This window comes from Pseudomonas sp. (assembly GCF_049653025.1).
GTDB lineage: Bacteria > Pseudomonadota > Gammaproteobacteria > Pseudomonadales > Pseudomonadaceae > Aquipseudomonas.
Window position 1 is genome coordinate 79,530 of sequence record NZ_JBASFM010000011.1, and the last position, 18,728, is coordinate 98,257.

At 65.0% G+C, this 18,728-nt stretch carries 14 protein-coding genes; 9 read left to right on the plus strand and 5 right to left on the minus strand.

The window, feature by feature from the left end:
- Positions 1–57 precede the first annotated feature (57 nt).
- From WBK23_RS09820 to WBK23_RS09830, 3 genes are all read left to right on the plus strand, one after another.
- A complete protein-coding gene (locus tag WBK23_RS09820; protein WP_424483792.1) occupies positions 58–1,071 on the plus strand; it encodes an AraC family transcriptional regulator in 1,014 nt (337 codons plus the stop codon).
- The gene (locus WBK23_RS09825; RefSeq protein ID WP_424483793.1) at positions 1,068–2,138 is read left to right on the plus strand and encodes an FAD-dependent oxidoreductase; all 1,071 of its coding nucleotides are present in this window, start codon (positions 1,068–1,070) and stop codon (positions 2,136–2,138) included. Before WBK23_RS09820 ends, WBK23_RS09825 begins: the two co-directional genes overlap by 4 nt.
- A 383-nt stretch (positions 2,139–2,521) precedes the next feature.
- Positions 2,522–4,027 (plus strand): methyl-accepting chemotaxis protein, encoded by a 1,506-nt coding sequence (locus tag WBK23_RS09830; RefSeq protein WP_424483821.1) that lies wholly within the window; start codon positions 2,522–2,524, stop codon positions 4,025–4,027.
- Here WBK23_RS09830 and WBK23_RS09835 read toward each other — a convergent pair.
- Positions 4,018–5,247 carry an NADH:flavin oxidoreductase/NADH oxidase family protein gene (locus WBK23_RS09835; protein WP_424483794.1) on the minus strand — a complete coding sequence of 410 codons (1,230 nt, stop codon included), beginning with the start codon at positions 5,245–5,247 and terminating at the stop codon, positions 4,018–4,020. The genes WBK23_RS09830 and WBK23_RS09835 overlap by 10 nt on opposite strands.
- A 77-nt stretch (positions 5,248–5,324) precedes the next feature.
- Here WBK23_RS09835 and WBK23_RS09840 point away from each other — a divergent pair, with 77 nt between their 5' ends.
- Entirely contained in the window at positions 5,325–5,759 is a 435-nt protein-coding gene (locus WBK23_RS09840; protein ID WP_424483795.1) for a MerR family transcriptional regulator, read from the plus strand.
- Here WBK23_RS09840 and WBK23_RS09845 read toward each other — a convergent pair.
- A complete protein-coding gene (locus WBK23_RS09845; protein WP_424483796.1) occupies positions 5,756–6,958 on the minus strand; it encodes a cation:proton antiporter in 1,203 nt (400 codons plus the stop codon). The two genes, WBK23_RS09840 and WBK23_RS09845, sit on opposite strands and share 4 nt — an antisense overlap.
- A gap of 324 nt (positions 6,959–7,282) precedes the next feature.
- Between WBK23_RS09845 and WBK23_RS09850 the strand changes: the two genes are divergently transcribed.
- Positions 7,283–8,254, plus strand: coding sequence for a hypothetical protein (locus WBK23_RS09850; protein WP_424483797.1), 972 nt, complete (start codon positions 7,283–7,285; stop codon positions 8,252–8,254).
- Between the two features lie 347 nt (positions 8,255–8,601).
- On the plus strand, positions 8,602–9,915 hold the full coding sequence (locus WBK23_RS09855) for an NAD(P)/FAD-dependent oxidoreductase (RefSeq protein ID WP_424483798.1): 1,314 nt from the start codon (positions 8,602–8,604) through the stop codon (positions 9,913–9,915).
- On the opposite strand, the gene WBK23_RS09860 is transcribed toward WBK23_RS09855, so the two are convergent.
- A complete protein-coding gene (locus WBK23_RS09860; protein ID WP_424483799.1) occupies positions 9,912–11,903 on the minus strand; it encodes an alkaline phosphatase D family protein in 1,992 nt (663 codons plus the stop codon). The genes WBK23_RS09855 and WBK23_RS09860 overlap by 4 nt on opposite strands.
- A gap of 206 nt (positions 11,904–12,109) precedes the next feature.
- Here WBK23_RS09860 and WBK23_RS09865 point away from each other — a divergent pair, with 206 nt between their 5' ends.
- Positions 12,110–14,023: a DUF1302 domain-containing protein gene (locus tag WBK23_RS09865; RefSeq protein WP_424483800.1), complete on the plus strand. Its 1,914-nt coding sequence runs from the start codon at positions 12,110–12,112 to the stop codon at positions 14,021–14,023.
- Between the two features lie 32 nt (positions 14,024–14,055).
- Positions 14,056–15,429, plus strand: coding sequence for a DUF1329 domain-containing protein (locus WBK23_RS09870; RefSeq protein WP_424483801.1), 1,374 nt, complete (start codon positions 14,056–14,058; stop codon positions 15,427–15,429).
- Positions 15,430–15,510: 81 nt separating this feature from the next.
- On the opposite strand, the gene WBK23_RS09875 is transcribed toward WBK23_RS09870, so the two are convergent.
- Complete coding sequence (locus WBK23_RS09875; RefSeq protein ID WP_424483802.1) at positions 15,511–16,521, minus strand: helix-turn-helix domain-containing protein; 1,011 nt, start codon at positions 16,519–16,521, stop codon at positions 15,511–15,513.
- 128 nt (positions 16,522–16,649) lie between these two features.
- Between WBK23_RS09875 and WBK23_RS09880 the strand changes: the two genes are divergently transcribed.
- Entirely contained in the window at positions 16,650–17,636 is a 987-nt protein-coding gene (locus tag WBK23_RS09880) for a fatty acid desaturase family protein (protein WP_424483803.1), read from the plus strand.
- Here the strand turns inward: WBK23_RS09880 and WBK23_RS09885 are convergent.
- A complete protein-coding gene (locus WBK23_RS09885; protein ID WP_424483804.1) occupies positions 17,633–18,694 on the minus strand; it encodes an AraC family transcriptional regulator in 1,062 nt (353 codons plus the stop codon). The genes WBK23_RS09880 and WBK23_RS09885 overlap by 4 nt on opposite strands.
- Between the last annotated feature and the right edge of the window lie 34 nt (positions 18,695–18,728).

Below are 18,728 nucleotides of genomic sequence, written 5' to 3' on the forward strand. Positions count from 1 at the left end.
GCCCGGGCGGCCGCCTGACCCTGAACGCCAACCTGTTGACCGGATACGCCAACCTGCATGACAGCCGAACCCACCACGCTGGCCAGCTGGACCCGCGCCCTGCGCAAGCAGCTCGACGCCCTCGGTCTCGACAGCGCCTCCCTGTGCCGCCAAGCCGGACTCGAACCGAGCCTGCTGGATGACCCCAATGCGCGCTGTCCACTGTCCATCACCACGCGGTTGTGGCAACTGGCGGTCGAGGCCAGCGGCGATCCGGCGCTGGGGCTGAAGACCTCGCAATTTGTCAGCCCGACCACCTTTCACGCCCTCGGCTACGCGCTGATCGCCAGCAGCAGCCTGCGCGAGGTGTTCGAGCGCATCGTGCGCTATCACCGGGTGGTCAGCGATGCGCTGGAACTGGAGTTGCGCGAATGCGCCGACGCCTACGAATTCCGCTTTAGCGTGCCGCCCGGCAGCCCGCCGCCGGCCCCCGAGGCGCTGGATGCCTTCGCCGCGATCTATGTGCGCAGTTGCCGCAATCGCCTGGGCCGCGACTTCGCCCCGCTGGCGGTGTACCTGCAACGCCCTGAACCTATCGATGCCCAACCCTGGCACAGGGTATTTCGTGCGCCGCTGTTTTTCGCCGCGACGGAAAACCTCCTGCGCTTTCCCCGCGCCGCCCTCGAACAGCGCCTCGACGACGGTAACCCGGAGCTGGCCGAACACAACGAGATGGTGCTCAAACGCACCCTCGAACAACTGCAACCCGCGACCTGGACGCGCAAGGTGCGCGCCTGCCTGGAAGCGCAACTGCCGGCCGGCGAACCCTCCGCCGAGGGCATCGCGCAGACCCTGCACCTGAGCCTGCGCAGCCTGCAACGGCATCTAGCGGATGAGGGCAGCGGCTATGAAAGCCTGCTCAGCGACACCCGCCACAGCCTGGCGCTGCAACATATGCGCGACCCGCGCTGCTCGATCAGCGAGGTCGCCTACCTGCTCGGCTTCGCCGACACCAGCAGCTTTAGCCGCGCCTTCAAACGCTGGACCGGGCAAGCGCCCAGCCAGTACCGCGAAGGGCTCAAACACGGATGAACCACTACGACCTGCTGTTGCTCGGTGCCGGCCACGCGCACCTCGGTGTGCTGCGCCGCTGGGCCATGATCGAACGCCCGCCCGGGCGCATTGCGCTGATTAGCGCCGGGCCGACGGCCTGGTATTCGGGGATGTTGCCGGGGCTGCTGGCCGGGCGGCAGCATCCGGCGGATTGCCAGGTGGAACTGCCGGCACTGTGCCGGGCGGCCAAGGTCGAGCTGATTCTGGCGCCGGTGGAAAGCCTGTCCGCCGCGCAGCAACAGGTGCAACTGGCGGACGGGCAAACCCTCACTGCCAGCTGGCTGTCGCTCAATGTCGGGGCGCAGGTTGCTGCTCCACAGCAACAGGGCGATGCCATGCAGCTGCTGGCGGTCAAACCCTTCGCCGCGTTCCTCGCCGGCTGGCAACAGTGGCAGGCCGCACCGCAGCCTATGGCGATTCTCGGTGGCGGCGCGGCCGGGGTGGAACTGGCGCTGGCCTTGGCCGGGCAGGTGCCGCAACTGGCGCTGTTCTGCGCCGGGCACCTGCTCGACGGCCTATCACCCGGCGTGCGCCTGCGCGCGCTCGGCCATCTGCGTCAACGTGGCGTCTGGGTGCGCGAGGATTGCCCGATCAGCCGAATCGAGGACGATTGCCTGCTCAGCGGCGACGAGCCGGTCTGGCGCGGCCAGCGCCTGCTGCTCGCCAGTGGCGCGCAAGCCTTGCCCTGGCTGGCGCACAGCGGCCTGGGCAACGACGAACGCGGCTTTGTCCTGATCGCACCGACGCTGCAGAGCTACACCCACCCGACCATTTTCGCCGTCGGCGATTGCGCCAGCCTGCCCGGTGCGCGCAAGAGCGGCGTCTACGCGGTGCGCCAGGGCCCGGTGCTGGCGGCCAACCTGAATGCCGCCCTGCGCGGCCTGCCGCTGCGGCGTTATCGCCCACAGCGGCAGAGCCTGGCGCTGCTTGCCACCGGCGATGGCGGGGCCTTGCTCGACTGGCACGGCTACAGCGCCGGCGGGCAACTATTTGGGCGCTGGAAGGATTATCTGGATCAAGGCTTTGTCCAGCGCCATCGGCTGTAGCGGCCTCTAAGAGGCTGCTTACGATCTGTTGCGCGTCGGCCCTGCTGCGTTAAAAACAGGCTCGGAATGCTCATTTACAACTCGTAAACTCCGCTTCCTCGCCTGTTTTTGCCTTGCATGGCTCTAGCTCACGAGATCGTAAACAGCCTCTAGGAATCGTTGGTCAGCTAAAGGTTGGCCGCCGCGTGCGTCAGCCGCTATGGTCTATAGATTCGTTGATAATGGCCGATCACTACGCCAGCCATCACGCTCCAGCCGGCACGCCATAGGCAGTTTCTGGATCTAGCCCCGCCAGAATAAAAATAACGAGGTTTGTCATGCGCTCTGCGTTTATCACCTACCCCAAGGCCTGCCTGCTGCATGCCATTGGCTTGGCCGGGTTGATGCTGGCATATCAGCAGGTCCAGGTGCCCTGGTTTATCAGCATTCCGTCTTATCTGCTGCTGGCGCTCTGGCCCTGGCTGGGTCCCTGGCAGCGCCAGCACTACGAAGCCGAGCCGCAGGCGGATGAGCCCAACGACGCCTTCCACAGCCTGAGCCAGAACCTCTCGCGGCATACCTGCCATAACGCCCTGTCCGCCGCCCAGGTGGCGCATGCGGCGCAGCAACTGGCGGACAAACTGCAATCGCAACTGAGCGCCGTCGAGCAGATCAACCAGGCGGCCGAGGCCATTACCCACACCGAGCAGGACAACGCGCAGCGCGCCGAACAGACCCTATTGGCCGCGCAAAGCGTGCGCCAGAACAGCGAAAGCGGGCAGCAGGAATTACGCGCCGCCATCACGGCCATGCAGCAGCTGAGCACCCAGGCGGCGACCAGCCGCGAGCTGATCGACGGCCTTAGCAGCCGCACCGAGCAGATCGAGAAAGTCACCCTGGTGATCCAATCGATCGCCAGCCAGACCAACCTGCTGGCGCTGAATGCCGCCATCGAAGCCGCCCGCGCCGGCGACCTCGGCCGCGGCTTTGCGGTGGTCGCCGATGAGGTGCGCAACCTGGCCGGGCGCACCAGCAGCGCCACAGGCGAAGTCGGGCAGATCGTCGCCGATATCCGCCAGCAGAGCGCCGCCGTGGTGGCGCATATGCAGCAGCAAGCCGAACAGCTGAGCCTGGCGGCGCAGCAGGTCGAACACACCGGCGAGCAACTGCAGGGGATTGCCGAACTGGCGGTGGACGTGGAAAGCCAGGTCGGCCAGATCGACAGCGGCACCCGCCACAACCACGAGCGCCTGGCCGAGCTGTCGGTGGCGGTCAGCCAGTTACGTGGCGATGTCGGCAGCAGCGCAGCGCAGACCCAGCAGCTCAGCAGCAGCGCCGAACAATTGGTCGGCCAGGCCGAAAGCGTCAGCGCACAGCTCGCCGAAGTCGGCCTGGATGACTACCACCAACGCATCTATGACCTGGCACGACAGGGCGCGGCGCAAATTGCCGCGCAGTTCGAGGCGGATATCCAGGCCGGGCGCATCAGCCTGGGCGACCTGTTCGACCGTCACTATCAGCCGATTGCCGGCAGCTTCCCGGCCAAGTACAAGACCCGCTTCGACCACTATGCCGATCAGATGCTGCCGGCCATTCAGGAGCCGCTGCTCAGCCAGCATGAGGGCCTGGTCTTTGCCATCGCCTGCACCCCGGAAGGCTATGTGCCGACCCACAACAATGCCTTCAATCAGCCGCCCAGCGGCGACCCGGCCATCGATGCCCTGAAAAGCCGCAGCAAGCGCCTGTTTAACGACCGCACCGGCATCCGCTGCGGCAGCCACCAGCAGCCGCTGTTGCTGCAGACCTATATGCGCGACACCGGCGAGCTGATGCACGACCTGTCCGTACCCATCTATGTCCAGGGCCGCCACTGGGGCGGGCTGCGCCTGGGTTACAAACCTCAGGCCTGAGCGGCCATCAGGCGTTTGTACAGACGGGTGCGCCGCGCGCTTTTCAGTTGTTCCAGCAGCAGCGCGCGCAACGGCGAAACCCCGGCATGGGTGTGCTTGCCCAGGCTGAGCTGGCGCATCTGGAATTTCACCACCGCCATATAGGCCAGGGACGCCAGCGCCTTGTGCTTCCAGCGGATCGGCGCGAGTTCGGCGCGGCTGTCCTGACCGGTCTGCCACTGCTTGGGCAGCGCCGGATTGACCGCCAGCGCCGTGGCGATACCGGCCATGGCCACACCGCTGGCCAATACCTGCTCGACCACCGGCAAGCGCCGGATACCGCCGGTAACCATCACCGGCATGCGTGCGGCCGCGGCGATCTCACCGGCAAATTCCAGGAAATAGGCCTCGCGCGCCAGGGTGCGGCCGTCACGGGCATCGCCCTGCATGGCCGGGGCCTCGTAGCTACCGCCGGACAACTCGACCAGGTCGACATCCAGCTCATTGAGCAGCTGCACCACGCGCTTGGCGTCGGCCGCATCGAAGCCGCCGCGCTGAAAGTCCGCCGAGTTGAGCTTTACCGCCACGCAGAAGCTCGGCGCAACGACTGCACGCACCGCCTTGACCACCTCCAGCAGCAGGCGCGCGCGGTTTTCCAGGGCACCGCCCCAACTGTCCGTGCGCTTGTTGCTCAGCGGCGAGAGGAACTGGCTCAGCAGGTAACCGTGCGCCGCGTGGATTTGTACGCCGGTGAACCCGGCCTGTTCGGCCAGCTGCGCGGTGCGCGCGAAGCGCTGGATCAGCCCGTGGATTTCCTGCTCATCCAGCGCCTTGGGCACGGGGAACATCTTCGACAGGCCGCCCAGCTCCAGGGCCACGGCCGAGGGTGCGACGGTCTGCTGGCCGAGGTTGGCCTGCATCTGCCGCCCGGGGTGGTTGACCTGCATCCAGAACTGCGCGCCCCGGGCGCGGCCGATGCGCGCCCACTCGCGGAACTTGTCCAGCTGGCGCTCATCTTCCAGCACCACGCCACCGGGGCCGGTCATGGCGCGGCGGTCGACCATCACGTTGCCGCTCAGCAACAGCCCAGCACCACCCTCGGCCCAGGCCTGGTACAGCCGTAGCAGCTCGGCGGACGGACCCTGGCTGGCGTCGGCCAGGTTCTCTTCCATCGCCGCCTTGGCGATGCGGTTGAAAATAGTAGTGCCGTTCGGCAGTTGCAGCGGTTGGAAGGCAGTCATGGCGTACTCCGGGGTAGCAGGTGGAGCAAGCCTAAGGTTAAAGTCAAGTTTAAGGTCAATAGCCCGGAGAGAGAAAAATGAAAATAGGTGAGCTGGCCAAGCGCTCGGGCCTGACGCCCTCGCGTATCCGCTTCTACGAGGCCAGCGGGCTGATCACCGCGCAGCGCCAGGCCAATGGCTATCGCGAGTATTCGGAGCAGACGCTGCAGACCCTGGGCGTGATTGTCTGCTCCCAGCAGTCCGGCTTCAGCCTGGAGGAAATCCGTCACCTGCTGCCCGACTCGGCCGCGCAGGGCTGGGCGCATGACGAGCTGCTGGCCAGCCTGCGGCGCAAGGTTGTCGAGATCGAGGCGATGCAGCAGCGCCTGGCGCAGAGCAAGCAACATCTGCTGGGCATCATCGACGGCATTGAGACCAAACCCGAAGGCATGGCCTGTAGCGACAACGCCGAGCGGGTGCTGGCCAATCTGCGCGACACACAACTGGCCGCGGGCAAAACGCCGGCGGTCTAGGATGCTTTTTCGCCGCTCAGGCGACCGAGACGTGCAGCCCATAGGTTGGCGCTCAGGCCGTGCAGCAGCACGCTGAGCAGTACCGTGCAGATGGCTGTGGCCACCACCGTACTGCCGTGCTGCATGGGGCTGTCCATGATCATCACGGTGAACACGATGGTGGCCAGGCCACGCGGGCCGAACCAGCCGATAAACCAGCGGATTTCCTGGCTGAACTGGGTGCCGAGCAGGCTGAGCAGCACCGGCAGGATGCGAATCAGGGTCAGGGTGAGCAGGGCGTACAACCAGACATTCAGGGTGAAACTGCTCCAGGCCAGCGGGATCACCAGCGCACCGAAGATCACCCAGGTGATGACCGAGAGCAGGCTGGCGAACCCCTCGGAGCCTTCCAGCAGCTGATGCTTGTGCTCGGCAAACAGATGGCCCGCGAGCATGCCGCCGACAAACGCCGCAATAAACCCACTGCCGCCGATCGCCTGGGCGCTGGCGAAACAGAGTACCGCCAGCCCCGGCAGGGTCAGCTGCGACCAGACCGGGTTTTGCCACTGGCGAGCGCTAGAGAAGCTCTGCAAACGCCAGGCGAGCCAGGTCAGGGCCAGCCCGCTCAGCGCGCCGATGCCCAGTTCCTCGACAATCAGTACGCCCGCCAGCGCCAGCGGGGCCTGGTTCTGCGCATCGACCAGCAGGGTGAGGAACACCAGCAGCACCGGCACGCAGATGCCGTCGTTCAGGCCGCTCTCGACGCTCAGGCCCTCGCGTACCGCGGCTGGCACGGCCGGGTTGCTGACCACTGCCTTGCCCAGCGCGGCATCGGTGGGCGCGAGGATGGTGGCGAGAATGGCCAGCTCCAGCAGCGGTATCTGCGGAAACAGCCAGATGCCCACCAGCCAGCCGCTCAGTAGCGTCAGCGGCAGGCCGATCAACAACAGACGCAGCGGCCGCCCTTCGCGGGCCTTGAGGATTCTCAGGTTGGCATTGGCGGCGTCACTGAACAGGACGATGGCCAGCGTCAGCTCGGCCAGGACCTTCAGCCCGGCGCGGTCGATCTGCGAGTGCAGCAGGCCTAGCGCAGCCGGGCCAAGCAGCAAGCCCGTGAGCATAAACAGCAAGGGACCATTGAGCAGGCGCGACTCGAAGCGGCCGGCAAACAGGCTGTAGATCAGCAGGAAGGCGGCAAGTACAGCAAGGCTCTGGTACATCGGCGGGTATCTCGCGGCGGCGGTTCGCTGAGTGTGGGTGGGCCTATGGCAGTCGGCAAGTCGCCGCCTGTACGTTACTCCCGGCGCTGGGACGCGGATAAGCGGGGAGGCTCGGCACAGTGCCGACTTCTATACTCAACAGACCAGAGTCGGACGTGCTGGACGTTCCGTTGGAGCGGGGGCGGGCAACGCTGCACAGCAGTTATATGCAGCCTGCTCAGGGAGGCAAGCGGCCTGTACAGGGCTGCGAGGCAGTCACGCGCTATGAGTGGTGCAAGTGTCTCGGCCACCCTCCGGCCACACGAGGCGGACGGGTGGATAGCGATGCTGCGGGTTCTGATCGTCGCCTTGCTGCTGGCGCTGGGCGGCTGTGCCAGTGACCCGCCGGTACAGATCAGTGCGAGCACCTGGCGGCAGGTCGACCGCGATATCGCCGCGGCCTCGCACAACGCCTCGACGCAGGCCAGGGAGCATGCACTGACGGCCATGCGGCGCTGGATGGAGCTGGTCTACGTGGAAACCGAGGCTGAATTTATCCCCTGGTTTTCCAGCTACTGGACCCGCCAATGGCTGAGCATGAAGGTGTCCTGGTACAACCTGAATGCCGCTGACGAGAAGAATCCGGCGGTTAACCGCCTGGCCCTCTACCTGCAGGAGCAATACCAGGAGAGAGTGCTGGAAGCGGTCGCCGAAGAGATCGACCCGGGGCAGATCATGGAGGCCAGCACGCGGCTCTACGTACTCCACCTGCAGCATCAGGTGCCGGGCATTGGCCCGCGCCATGGCGTGCCGGAGGACCAGTTCGAGCAGCGCCTCAAGGCTATCCCGGCCATCACCCTGGCTCCCGGTGCCTCGCTCTACCAACTGCTGCAGGCCGACCCGCCGGACCGATTGCCGGCCTACCAGGCTCTGCTCGAGCGCATTCGCACCACGCCCGGCGGTGCCGGCGACTGGTCGACCAACCCCGGCATCTCCTTGGTGGCGCGCCGCACCAGCGAGCGTCTGGTCAACGATCTCACCGCCAGCGGTGCCGCCAGCGCAGTCTCGGCGATGGTCGGGCGAGTCGCTGGCCTGGGCATCTCCCTCGGCGTGGCGGTGTTTACCGCCATCGCGCACGCGGACGAACGCGCGGACACCGAAACGCAGTTGCGCAAGAACCTCACTGTGGCCTTCGACGAGGAATGGCGCGAACTGATGCGCAGCCCCGAGCGCGGCGTGCTGGCCGGGGTCCATCACCTCTCCGGGCAGATCGAGGGCGGCCTGGGCGTGCCGTTCCGCTATCAGCCACCGCGCTAGGCACAGGCCGAGATTTGTTTAGCTGATGCATAACTGAATATGTGAAAAATACGATTTAACCAACGCTCACCGCCGTGCGAGTCTGCTGCTCCATGAGTGAGCCCATCGTCGATCTGCCGCCTTTACCCCGCTTGCGCCTGCTCCAGGTCGCAGCCGGCTGCGACGTCGCGCGAGCCAATCCGCTGCTGCCTGCAATCCTCGCCTTCTGGGCCCTGTGGCATTGCCGCCACGCGCGCCCGCCGGATGCACTGACCGCACGCCACTGATCGCCCCGCAGCCAGCAACCCTGGCTGCCGACGCTGAGCCCCCTGGCTCATGCCCTGCCAGCCGCACCCAGGAACCGCCTTATGAACGCCGCAATCAAACCCGTGAAGCCCGCCGCCGAACGCTGCAAGTCGTACTACAGCGCCAGCCTCAATGAGGAAACCGACTACCCGACCCTGCAGGGCGAGGTCAGCGTCGATGTGGTGATCATCGGTGGCGGCTTTACCGGTGTGGCGTCTGCCGTGGAGCTGGCCGAGCGTGGCCTCAAGGTGGCCATCGTCGAGGCGCACAAGATCGGTTGGGGTGCCACCGGGCGCAACGGCGGCCAGGTCACCGGCAGCCTGTCGGGCGATGCGGCGATGACCAAGCAGATGCGCAACACCTTGGGCGAGGAGGTTGAAGACTTTATCTGGCACCTGCGCTGGCGCGGCCACGAGATCATCAAAAAGCGCGTGGAAAAATACGCGATCCAGTGCGACCTCAAGCACGGCCACCTGCATGCGGCGATGAAGCCCGTGCATATGCAGGAACTGGAGGCCACCTACGCCGAAGCGGTACGCCGCGGCATGGCCAATGACGTCACCCTGCTCGACCGCGCCGGGGTGCAGAGCCACCTGGCCAGCGACCTGTACAGCGGCGCGCTGAAGAACACCCGCAATATGCACCTGCACCCGCTGAACCTGTGCATTGGCGAGGCCAAGGCCGCAGCCAGCCTGGGCGCACTGATCTTCGAGCATTCGCCGGTACTGGAGATCATCCACGGTGCCAAGCCGGCGGTGGTCACTGCCGAAGGCCGGATCAACGCCAAGCAAGTGCTGCTGGCCGGCGACGTGTATCACAAGCTGGAGCCGAAAAAGCTCAAGGGCATGATCTTCCCGGCCATGGGCGGCATTGTCACCACCGCGCCGCTGGGCGAGTTGGCCAAGCAGATCAACCCGCAGGACCTGGCCGTGTACGACTGCCGCTTCGTCCTCGACTACTACCGCATGACCGCCGACGGCCGCCTGCTGTTCGGCGGCGGCTGCAACTACTCCGGGCGTGACTCGCGGGATATCGCCGCCGAGCTGCGCCCCGGCATCGAGCAGACCTTCCCGCAGCTCAAGGGCGTCGACATTGATTTTCAGTGGAGCTGCGCCATGGGCATCGTGATCAACCGTATCCCGCAGCTGGGCAAGCTCTCGGATAACGTCTGGTACTGCCAGGGCTACTCCGGCCACGGCATCGCCACCACCCATATCATGGGCGAGATCATGGCCAACGCCCTGACCGGCACCATGGGTCACTACGACACCTTCGCCGCCTGCAAGCACATCAAGGTGCCGCTGGGTGATGTGTTCGGCAACCCGATGCTGGCGGCGGGCATGTGGTACTACCAGATGCTGGAAAAGCTGCGCTAAGACGCGGTTTCTGAGCGACTGCGCGCCGCCTGAACAGCCGGCGCATCATCGCGATCATCGACAAAGGCCACCGGCGCAGAGCCATCGGCATTCAGCTGGTAGATCGCGCTGGGCTGGCCCTGCTCGTTGAAAAACACCTGACCCAGCCCCGCGCCATTCCACAGGCGTTCGCCGGCCTTGCTGCGCGACGGGATGCGCGGGCTGACCTGCATACGCCGGCGGGTGGTCAGCCAGTTAAGCGGCGACCAGGGTGCGTAGAGCCATCGGTTGAGGCGGTCGAACCAGTCGAGCAGGCGCGGCGGGAATTCGTTCTTCAGGCCGCTGCTGGTGATCTGCCAGAGCTGCGGGCCGCGCTTGCGCTGGCGGATCAGCACCTCGTAGACGAACGAGTAATGCACGTCGCCGGAGAGGATCACGTAGTTACCCGGCGTGCGTGAGTGGCGGAAGATATTCAGCATCACCTGCGCCGCGCCACGGTGGGCCATCCAGTTTTCGGCATCGACCAGCAGCGGGTGGCCAGCCCAGCTGAAGACCTTCTGGATGGTTTCGATCAGCTTGACGCCGAACATTGGCGCGGGGGAGACGATGATCGCCGACGGATGATCGAGCAGCTCCTGCTGCAACTCGCACAGCGCCTCCCAATCCAGCAGGCCGGACGGCCGCTTGAGGTTGCGCTCGCTACGCCAGCGCCGCGTGCGGGTATCCAGTACCACCAACGCTGGGCTGGTTGGCAGCACGTATTGCCACTGGTGAAAGCGCAGCAGCTGCTCGATCAGCGCGTCCTGCACGGCGCTGTCCAGATGATTGCGCGCATCGCGCCCGGCGCTCATGGCCTGGATCGCCCGCAACGGTTCGGCGAACACCTCCGGATTGTTGCCCCAGCCCTGGCACAGCAGGTAGGCGATCAGCGCGTTGCCAATAATACGTTTGGAAAACGGGTGACCGTAGGCCGTCTCTTCCCACTGCGCGGAGAGGTTCCAGTCATCGGTGATGTCGTGGTCATCGAAGATCATCAGCGTCGGCAGATGGGCGAGGGCGCGCGCGGCCTGGCCAAGACCGCCACGAAACGCCTCAATATGGCCGCGTTCGGCCTGGTAACGCGGCACTTCCTCGGCGCTTAGCGCCGGCATCTCGGCGTCGAGCAGGGTCCAGGGCGTCGGCGACCAGACCAGCAGGTACATGGCCAGCACCTCGGCGCAGGTCACCAGGTGGTTGTCGGCGCTGCTGCTGGTGAATACCGGCTTTTCCACGCCACCGAAAAACCGCTCGCGCAGGGTTTCGTTGCTCTTCAGCGCCGGCAGCAATTCGGCGCGCTGGTAGTAGCTGGCCGGATGCACGTAGAGCGCGTCGCTGTCATCGACCACCGCGCCTTGCAGCCACTCGCCGAACAGGCCCAGACGGGCGATGACCTGATGAATCGCCCGCAGCAGCGGCCCGCTGACATCATCGGCGTAGATCTGATCGCCGCTCATCAACAACAAGGCCGGGCGCTGTTCGGGGGCATGCGCTTCGGCCAGCAGACGGTCGGCGCAAAGCAGGCCATCGGCCGCCGGGTGATGCGGCTTGCGGCAAGAGCCGTGCAGCAGATGATCCAGCTGCGCACGCAGGACGAAATTGGCCTGGGTCGCGCCGGCATACAGCAGGTGCGGTGCCCAATCGGCCATGCCTTGCGCCGCCTGGTCGGGCTGTTCGATCAGCAGGTCGTAGTCGATCTGCACGTCGCAAGGCAGCGGACTCTCCAGCGCCAGATCAATCAGATGGATAAACGCCTGCTCGCCAATCTGAATGACCTGGCAGCTGTCGCCGTTCAGAGCGAAGCGTTGTGGCTCGGGCGCAGCGTCATGACTCAGCAGCAGGCTCAGCGTCAGCGGTTGGCTGCCAACCAGCCACAGCACCAGGCGCTCAGGTTGCAGGCGGCGCAACAGCGGGCCGGCCAGCACCAGGGGCAGGGGCGGTATGGCAGAAGATGCAGCAGGGCTTAACAACATCAGCAATCAGACCAGAGCGGAACAAAGGCCGCAGTTTAGCCCAGCCGTTCGGCACTTCCGCATCTGCCCGTTGCGCCTGCCAGCAGCCCGGGCGGAAAAACCTCACGCTTTAGGATGAGTTGCAATATCACTACTTTGTCCGTTACCCCGGCAGGGGGGATTGATTAGCGTGGCCGCTGATCAAAAACCCAGCAGGGGAAAGCTGCATGACCATAAAAATAAGAAGTGCCCGTTTTCAACAACACGCATTGGCCGCCGCCATTGCGTTGAGCTGCGCGGCCGAGGCGCAGGCCGTGGTGTTCAACATTGGTGAGATCGAAGGGCAGTTCGATTCCTCGCTGTCGGTAGGTTCCAGTTGGTCGATGCGCGGTGCCGACCCAGATCTGATCGGGGCCAACAACGGCGGCAAGGGCCTTTCGCAAACCACTGACGATGGTCACCTGAACTTCAAGAAAGGCGAGACCTTCTCGAAAATCTTCAAGGGCATCCATGACCTCGAACTGAAGTACGGCGACACCGGCGTGTTCGTGCGCGGCAAGTACTGGTACGACTTCGAGCTGAAAGACGAGAACCGCCTGTTCAAGGACATCGACGACCACAACCGCAAGGAAGGCGCACAGTCGTCCGGCGCGCAGGTGCTCGACGCCTTCGTCTACCACAACTACGCCATCGCCGATCAGCCGGGCTCGGTGCGCCTGGGCAAGCAGGTGGTGAGCTGGGGTGAAAGTACCTTTATCCAGAACAGCATCAACTCGATCAACCCGGTCGATGTGTCCGCGTTCCGTCGCCCAGGTGCCGAGCTCAAGGAAGGTCTGATCCCGGTCAACATGTTCTATGTCTCGCAGAGCCTGACCGAAAACCTCTCCGCCGAGGCCTTCTACCAGCTGGAGTGGGACCAGACCGTGGTCGACAACTGCGGCACTTTCTTCGCCCAGGCGGACGTTGCGACCGATGGCTGTGACGACAACCTGCGGGTGCTGGCACCCCGTTCAGGGATCCCGGCTCTGGCCTTGGGTGCCCTGGCCCCGTTTGGCCCGGATATCAACGAGGAAGGTGTGCTGGTGCCGCGTGGACCGGACCGCGACGCCGACGACAGCGGGCAATGGGGCGCAGCGCTGCGCTATCTGTTCGAGCCGCTGGATACCGAGTTCGGTGCCTTCTTCATGAACTACCACAGCCGTGCGCCGATCTTCAGCCTCTCGTTGCCCGAGCAGGCTCGTTACAACGCCATTGTTGCGGGACTTCCCGGCCCGCTGGCAGGCGTACGTCCAATAGCCGGCGCAGGCAGCGCCCGTTACTTCATGGAATACCCGGAAGATATCCAGCTGTATGGCCTGAGCTTCTCCACCACACTGCCCACCGGTACCGCCTGGCAGGGCGAGCTGAGCTACCGACCCAATGCCCCAGTGCAGCTGAACTCCACCGACATTCTCTATTCGGGCCTGACGCCAATGGCCGGCTTCGGCAACGTCTCGGTACTGCAGGGCACGCCAGGCCAGGACACCACCGGCTATCGCCGCAAGGAGATCACCCAGCTGCAAACCACCTTCACCCACTTCTTCGATCAGGTCATGGGCGCTAGCCGCCTGACCCTGGTCGGCGAAATTGGTGTAGTGCGGGTCGGCGGCCTGGAAGACACCTCCGAAGTCCGTTACGGCCGCGATGCGGTCTATGGCCCGGGTCCACTGCCTGGCACCCGCCCGAATACCGCCGGTGCGGTGTTCCCAGCCGGGATTTCCGACGCGTGCGTGGCGCTGAACAAGGGCACCATCAACGGTGGCGGTGCAGGCACCTCGACCAATAACGTCAGCCAGTTCTGCGAGGACGACGGTTTCGTCACCTCCACCTCCTGGGGCTACCGTGCCCGCGCCATCTGGGATTACCCGGATGTGTTCGCCGGGGTCAACCTCAAGCCGAGCGTGGCCTGGTCGCATGACGTCGACGGTTACGGCCCCAACGGCCTGTTCACCGAGGGTGCCAAGGCGGTCAGCCTGGCCCTGGATGCCGATTATCAGAACACCTACAACGCCAGTATTTCCTACACCGATTTCTTCGGTGGTGATTACAACACCTCGGTTGATCGTGACTTCCTGGCACTCAGTGTTGGCATGAGCTTCTAACGCGCAGAACAAGAATAAGGATGGACAGAGAAATGAGTGTACGCAGAACCCTGATGCAAACCGGTGCCCTGGCCCTGAGCCTGCTGGCCACCAGCGTGATGGCCAAAGTAGCCCCGGACGAGGCTGCCCAGTTGGGCGCCACGCTGACCCCGATCGGTGCCGAGAAAGCCGCGAACGCCGACGGCAGCATCCCCGAGTGGACCGGCGGCCTGCCGGCCAACGCCGGCGCGGTAGATGGCAAAGGCTTCCTCGCCGACCCGTTCGCCGCCGAGCAGCCGCTGTTCACCATCACTGCGGCCAACGTCGAGCAGTACAAGGACAAGCTGTCTGCCGGCCAGTTGGCGATGTTCAAGCGTTACCCGGACACCTACAAAATGCCCGTGTATCCAACCCATCGCAGCGCCGCGCTGCCGGATGCGGTGTACGCCGCAGCCAAGACCAGTGCGCTGAACACCGAAGGGGTGGATGGCGGTAACGGTCTGACCGGTTTCAACGACAGCCGCTATTACGCCTTCCCGCTGCCCAAGAGCGGAGTCGAGGTGGTGTGGAACCACACCACCCGTTACCGCGGCGGTAACATCAAGCGCCTGATGACCCGTGTGCAGCCACAGACCGACGGCGCGTTCAGCATGATTCACTTCGAGGACGAGGTGTCCTACCCAGGCGAACTGGCCGATCAGAACATGGCCAAGGCCGACAACATCCTCTTCTACTTTATCCAGCGGGTGACTGCGCCGTCGCGTCTGGCCGGTAACGTGCTGCTGGTTCACGAGACCATCGACCAGGTCAAGGAGCCGCGCATGGCCTGGCTCTACAACGCCGGCCAGCGCCGCGTACGCCGCGCCCCGCAGGTGTCCTATGACGGCCCGGCCACCGCCGCCGATGGCCTGAGCACCTCGGACAACTACGACATGTTCAACGGCGCACCGGATCGCTACGACTGGAAGCTGGTGGGCAAGAAGGAGATGTTTATCCCCTACAACAGCTACAAGCTCGACTCGCCGAGCCTGAAGTATGACGACATCATCAAGCCCGGCCATATCAACCCGGACGTGACCCGTTACGAGCTGCACCGGGTCTGGGAAGTGGAAGCCAAGCTGAAAGCCGGCGAACGGCATATCTACGCCACCCGCCATATGTACTTCGACGAAGACAGCTGGCAGCTGGCAGTGGTCGACCACTACGACGGCCGCGGTGCACTGTGGCGTGTGGGCGAAGGCCATATCCAGCAGTACTACCACAAGCAGGTTCCGGGCTATACCGCCGAAACCCTGTATGACGTGATCGGCGGCCGCTACTCGGTACTGGGCCTGAAAAACGAAGAAAAACGCAGCATCGAGTTTGGTTACAAGACCACTGCGTCCAGCTACACCCCGGCTGCTCTGCGTCAGGCCGGCGTGCGCTGATCACCGAGTTCCAACGCGCAACTCCATAGTTTGAGGCGACCTTAGGGTCGCCTTTTTTTCTTCAGACACCCACTAGCCGCCTTAGCGTTCAGGACGTATTGCCTGTTGCGCGCGCCACTGCCGCGGCGACAGGCCGGTCCAGCGCTTGAAGTGGCGACTGAACACCGCAACCTCGGCATAGCCCAGGTTGAGGGCCAGGTCGGTGATGCTCATCTTCTGTTGCTGCAGGTGTTGGCGGGCGATGCCCAGGCGGGTCTTCTGCAGCAGTTGGCTAAAGCTGCTGCCCTCCTGTTGCAGGCGCTTCTGCAGGGTGCGCGGGTGCAGGCCGAGGGCCGCGCCGACCCGTTCGACACTGCCTTCGCCGGCCGGCAGCAGGCTGCTGATGACATGGCAGACCTGGTCCTGCAGCTGGTCCGGGTAGCGCGCTGCGAGCATCTGCATGCGCTGCTGGAAATACTCGCGAGTCAGCGCTTCGTCACGGCTCGGCGGGCGCTCGCGCCAGTCGGCCGGGAAACTCACGCCATTGATAGGGCTGTCGAAGACCAGCCGACCCGCCTGCCAATCGGCCAGCCAGGCGCAGTCGGACGGGCGCGCCTGCTGCAGATGCAGGCGCAGCTGGCGGCTGGTACTGCCGGTGAGAAAGCCCAGGGCGTTGAACAGCTGGCCCACGCCCAGCTGGTTGAGCTGCCACAGACCGCTGGCGTTGCTGAAGGCGAAGCTCAGGCTCAGCTCATAGTCGGCCGAGACCAAAGTGCCCTGCAGATTGACCCCCTGGGCATGCAGGTGCAGGTAGCGCTTGGCAAACTCCAGGGCCTCGCCGAGGCTCGGCTGCTGGCTGCCTGGCAACGCCATCTCGCCGATCGCCAGCAGGCTCTGCCCGGCGGCCAGGCGTAGACCAAACAGCGGTTCGTGACAGAGCAGGGCGCAGTCGTCCAGCAGGTCGGCCAGCTTCAGGTAGGAGAGGTAGCTGTTGGGTTCGCGCAACTGCGCGCTGCTGAAACCGTGCTGGCGCAGCAGTTCGGCGGGATTCTGGCCCAACTGGCCGAGCAATCGCTCGAAGCCGTCCAGGGCACCGCTGCGGATCAGAAACATGATGGTCTATTGCCTGTGCGGCGTGGTTGTTCGCGAATAGTCAAATTACGCTCGTGATTAGTCAAGTTTATAGGCCGAAGCTTGATTAGGGTTGCACCTGTCCTTTTAACGCTTCACGGGCCATCGACATGAACGAGAAAACCAAGATCAGCGACATCTTCAGCCGCGACGAGATCAAGATGCTCGCCGCGCGCTCCGACGCCTGGGGTGCCTGGGCGGTGGGTTCGACCTGGGCGGTGCTGGCCCTGACCTTCACCGCCCTGGCCTGGGCTCGCGAGCAGTTGCCGCTGTGGGCTTTCCTGCTGGCGCTGCTGGTGGGCCTGGTGATCATCGCCGGGCGCCAGCTGTGCCTGGGCATCCTGCAGCACGATGCGGCCCACGGCACCCTGTTCAAGAGCAAGTGGGCCAACGAGGTGCTGGTCGACTGGCTGTGCTCGCGGCCGATCTGGAACGAACTGCACAAGTACCGCCCCTATCACCTGACTCACCACGCCAAGACCGCCACCGCGGCGGACCCGGACCTGTGCCTGGTGGCTGGTTTTCCCACCACTCGCGCCTCGCTGGCGCGCAAGTTCCTGCGCGACCTGTGCGGCGTCACCGGGCTGAAGTTTCTGATCGGTCGCCTGCTGATGGATGCCGGCGTGCTCGGCTGGTCGCTGGCCAGCGACATCCGTCGCCTGCCGCAGGATGGCCGGCATTGGTGGGACTATCCGCGGGACCTGCTGGGCAATGCCGCCGGCATGCTGATCAGCAACGGTGTGCTGCTGGGCGCATTCTGGGCCTGCGGCGAGACCTGGCTGTATGGCGTCTGGGTGCTGGCCTATGTCACCCCCTTTCCGCTGTTTATCCGCATCCGTTCGATGGCCGAACACGCGGCCCTGGAAGACAGCCGCGACGTACTGCGCAACACCCGCAGCACCCACGCCGGCTGGCTGGCCCGCGCCTGCGTGGCACCGATCCGGGTCAACTACCACATCGAGCACCACCTGATGGCCTCGGTGCCGTACTTCCGCCTGCCACTGATGCACCGCCTGCTGCGCGAGCGCGGTCATGTGCCGCCGCCGCCGAGCTACTGGCAGGTGCTGCGGCTGGTCAGCGGCGGCGCTGCCCGCTAGTCGCTGCGGTTGCCGCGCAGTGCCAGCAACTGCCGGCGCCGCGCGCCGGGGGCCATGGCGAACCAGCGCCGGCAGGCGCGGTTGAACACGCTCTGCTCGCTGTAGCCGAGCATGCCGGCGATCTGCGCCAGCGGGATATCGCGCTCGGCCAGATAGAAGTCGGCGCGGTCACGGCGAATACCTTCCAGCAACTCGTCGAAGCGCTGGCCCAGCTCGGCCAGCTGGCGCTGCAGCGCACGCTCGTGCAGGCCGAGCTGCTCGGCGATCAGTGGCAGGCGGCACTGCTGGGTCGGCAGCAGGCGCAGCACCAGGCGGCGCACCTGCTCCGGCAGATCGGGAGAACCCTGCAGATGAATCTGGTTGAGGTACTGCAGCAACATGCGGTGCAACTGCGGGTCCTGCTGTTCGATGCGCTGGCTCAAGTGCTGCTCGGTCAGCACCAGGGCGTTGCAGGCCTGGCCGCCATACACCTCGGTGTGGAAGTAGCGCCGATAGCGCGCCACCGGCACTGGACTGCCCCCACATAGCTGCACCGCCTGAGCACTGAAATGGCTGCCGCACAGCAGCTTCATGGTGTTGTGCGCCACGCCCATGGCCAGCTCCACCATCTGTCGCTGCGGCAGCGTCCCAGGCAGCAGCAGGGCGATCAGTAGGCGCGGTGCCTGTGGCTCACTGCGGTCCAGATCGAGCTGCACGCCGGAGCTGTGGTAGCCGATAAAGCGCACGATCTCCGTCAGCGCATGGCCGACGCTCGCCGAGCTGCGCGCCATCACCGCGATCGGGCCGAGCACGTGCAGGTTCTGATACTCGGCCATGCGCAGGCCGAAATCGGCGCACCCCAGCTCCTCGGCGGCGCACTCCAGCAAGCCCACCAACGAACGCAGCGGCACCCGCGCGTCTTCGTCGTCGAGCAATTGCGGCGTGACCCGAAAGCGCTGCAGCAGCGGCGCGGGATCACCGCCGAGCTTGGCGACCAGCTCGCGAAAGCCGGCGAATGAGGTGGTGCGGATAAAGGCTTCCATGTCGGCAAAGATCAAATATCCGTCGGCAAAGATCAATCACTTCCTGTCGGCTCCGCGAACAATGCCAGCG

Excerpts from the sequence above, each read along its gene's own strand:
- WBK23_RS09855 (WP_424483798.1), top strand. The coding sequence starts at position 8,602 with ATGAACGCCGCAATCAAACCCGTGAAGCCCGCCGCCGAACGCTGCAAG.
- WBK23_RS09880 (WP_424483803.1), top strand. The coding sequence starts at position 16,650 with ATGAACGAGAAAACCAAGATCAGCGACATCTTCAGCCGCGACGAGATC.
- WBK23_RS09870 (WP_424483801.1), top strand. The coding sequence starts at position 14,056 with ATGAGTGTACGCAGAACCCTGATGCAAACCGGTGCCCTGGCCCTGAGC.
- WBK23_RS09835 (WP_424483794.1), bottom strand. The coding sequence starts at position 5,247 with ATGACTGCCTTCCAACCGCTGCAACTGCCGAACGGCACTACTATTTTC.
- WBK23_RS09845 (WP_424483796.1), bottom strand. The coding sequence starts at position 6,958 with ATGTACCAGAGCCTTGCTGTACTTGCCGCCTTCCTGCTGATCTACAGC.
- WBK23_RS09860 (WP_424483799.1), bottom strand. The coding sequence starts at position 11,903 with ATGTTGTTAAGCCCTGCTGCATCTTCTGCCATACCGCCCCTGCCCCTG.
- WBK23_RS09850 (WP_424483797.1), top strand. The coding sequence starts at position 7,283 with ATGCTGCGGGTTCTGATCGTCGCCTTGCTGCTGGCGCTGGGCGGCTGT.
- WBK23_RS09820 (WP_424483792.1), top strand. The coding sequence starts at position 58 with ATGACAGCCGAACCCACCACGCTGGCCAGCTGGACCCGCGCCCTGCGC.
- WBK23_RS09865 (WP_424483800.1), top strand. The coding sequence starts at position 12,110 with ATGACCATAAAAATAAGAAGTGCCCGTTTTCAACAACACGCATTGGCC.
- WBK23_RS09840 (WP_424483795.1), top strand. The coding sequence starts at position 5,325 with ATGAAAATAGGTGAGCTGGCCAAGCGCTCGGGCCTGACGCCCTCGCGT.
- WBK23_RS09825 (WP_424483793.1), top strand. The coding sequence starts at position 1,068 with ATGAACCACTACGACCTGCTGTTGCTCGGTGCCGGCCACGCGCACCTC.
- WBK23_RS09830 (WP_424483821.1), top strand. The coding sequence starts at position 2,522 with ATGCTGGCATATCAGCAGGTCCAGGTGCCCTGGTTTATCAGCATTCCG.
- WBK23_RS09875 (WP_424483802.1), bottom strand. The coding sequence starts at position 16,521 with ATGTTTCTGATCCGCAGCGGTGCCCTGGACGGCTTCGAGCGATTGCTC.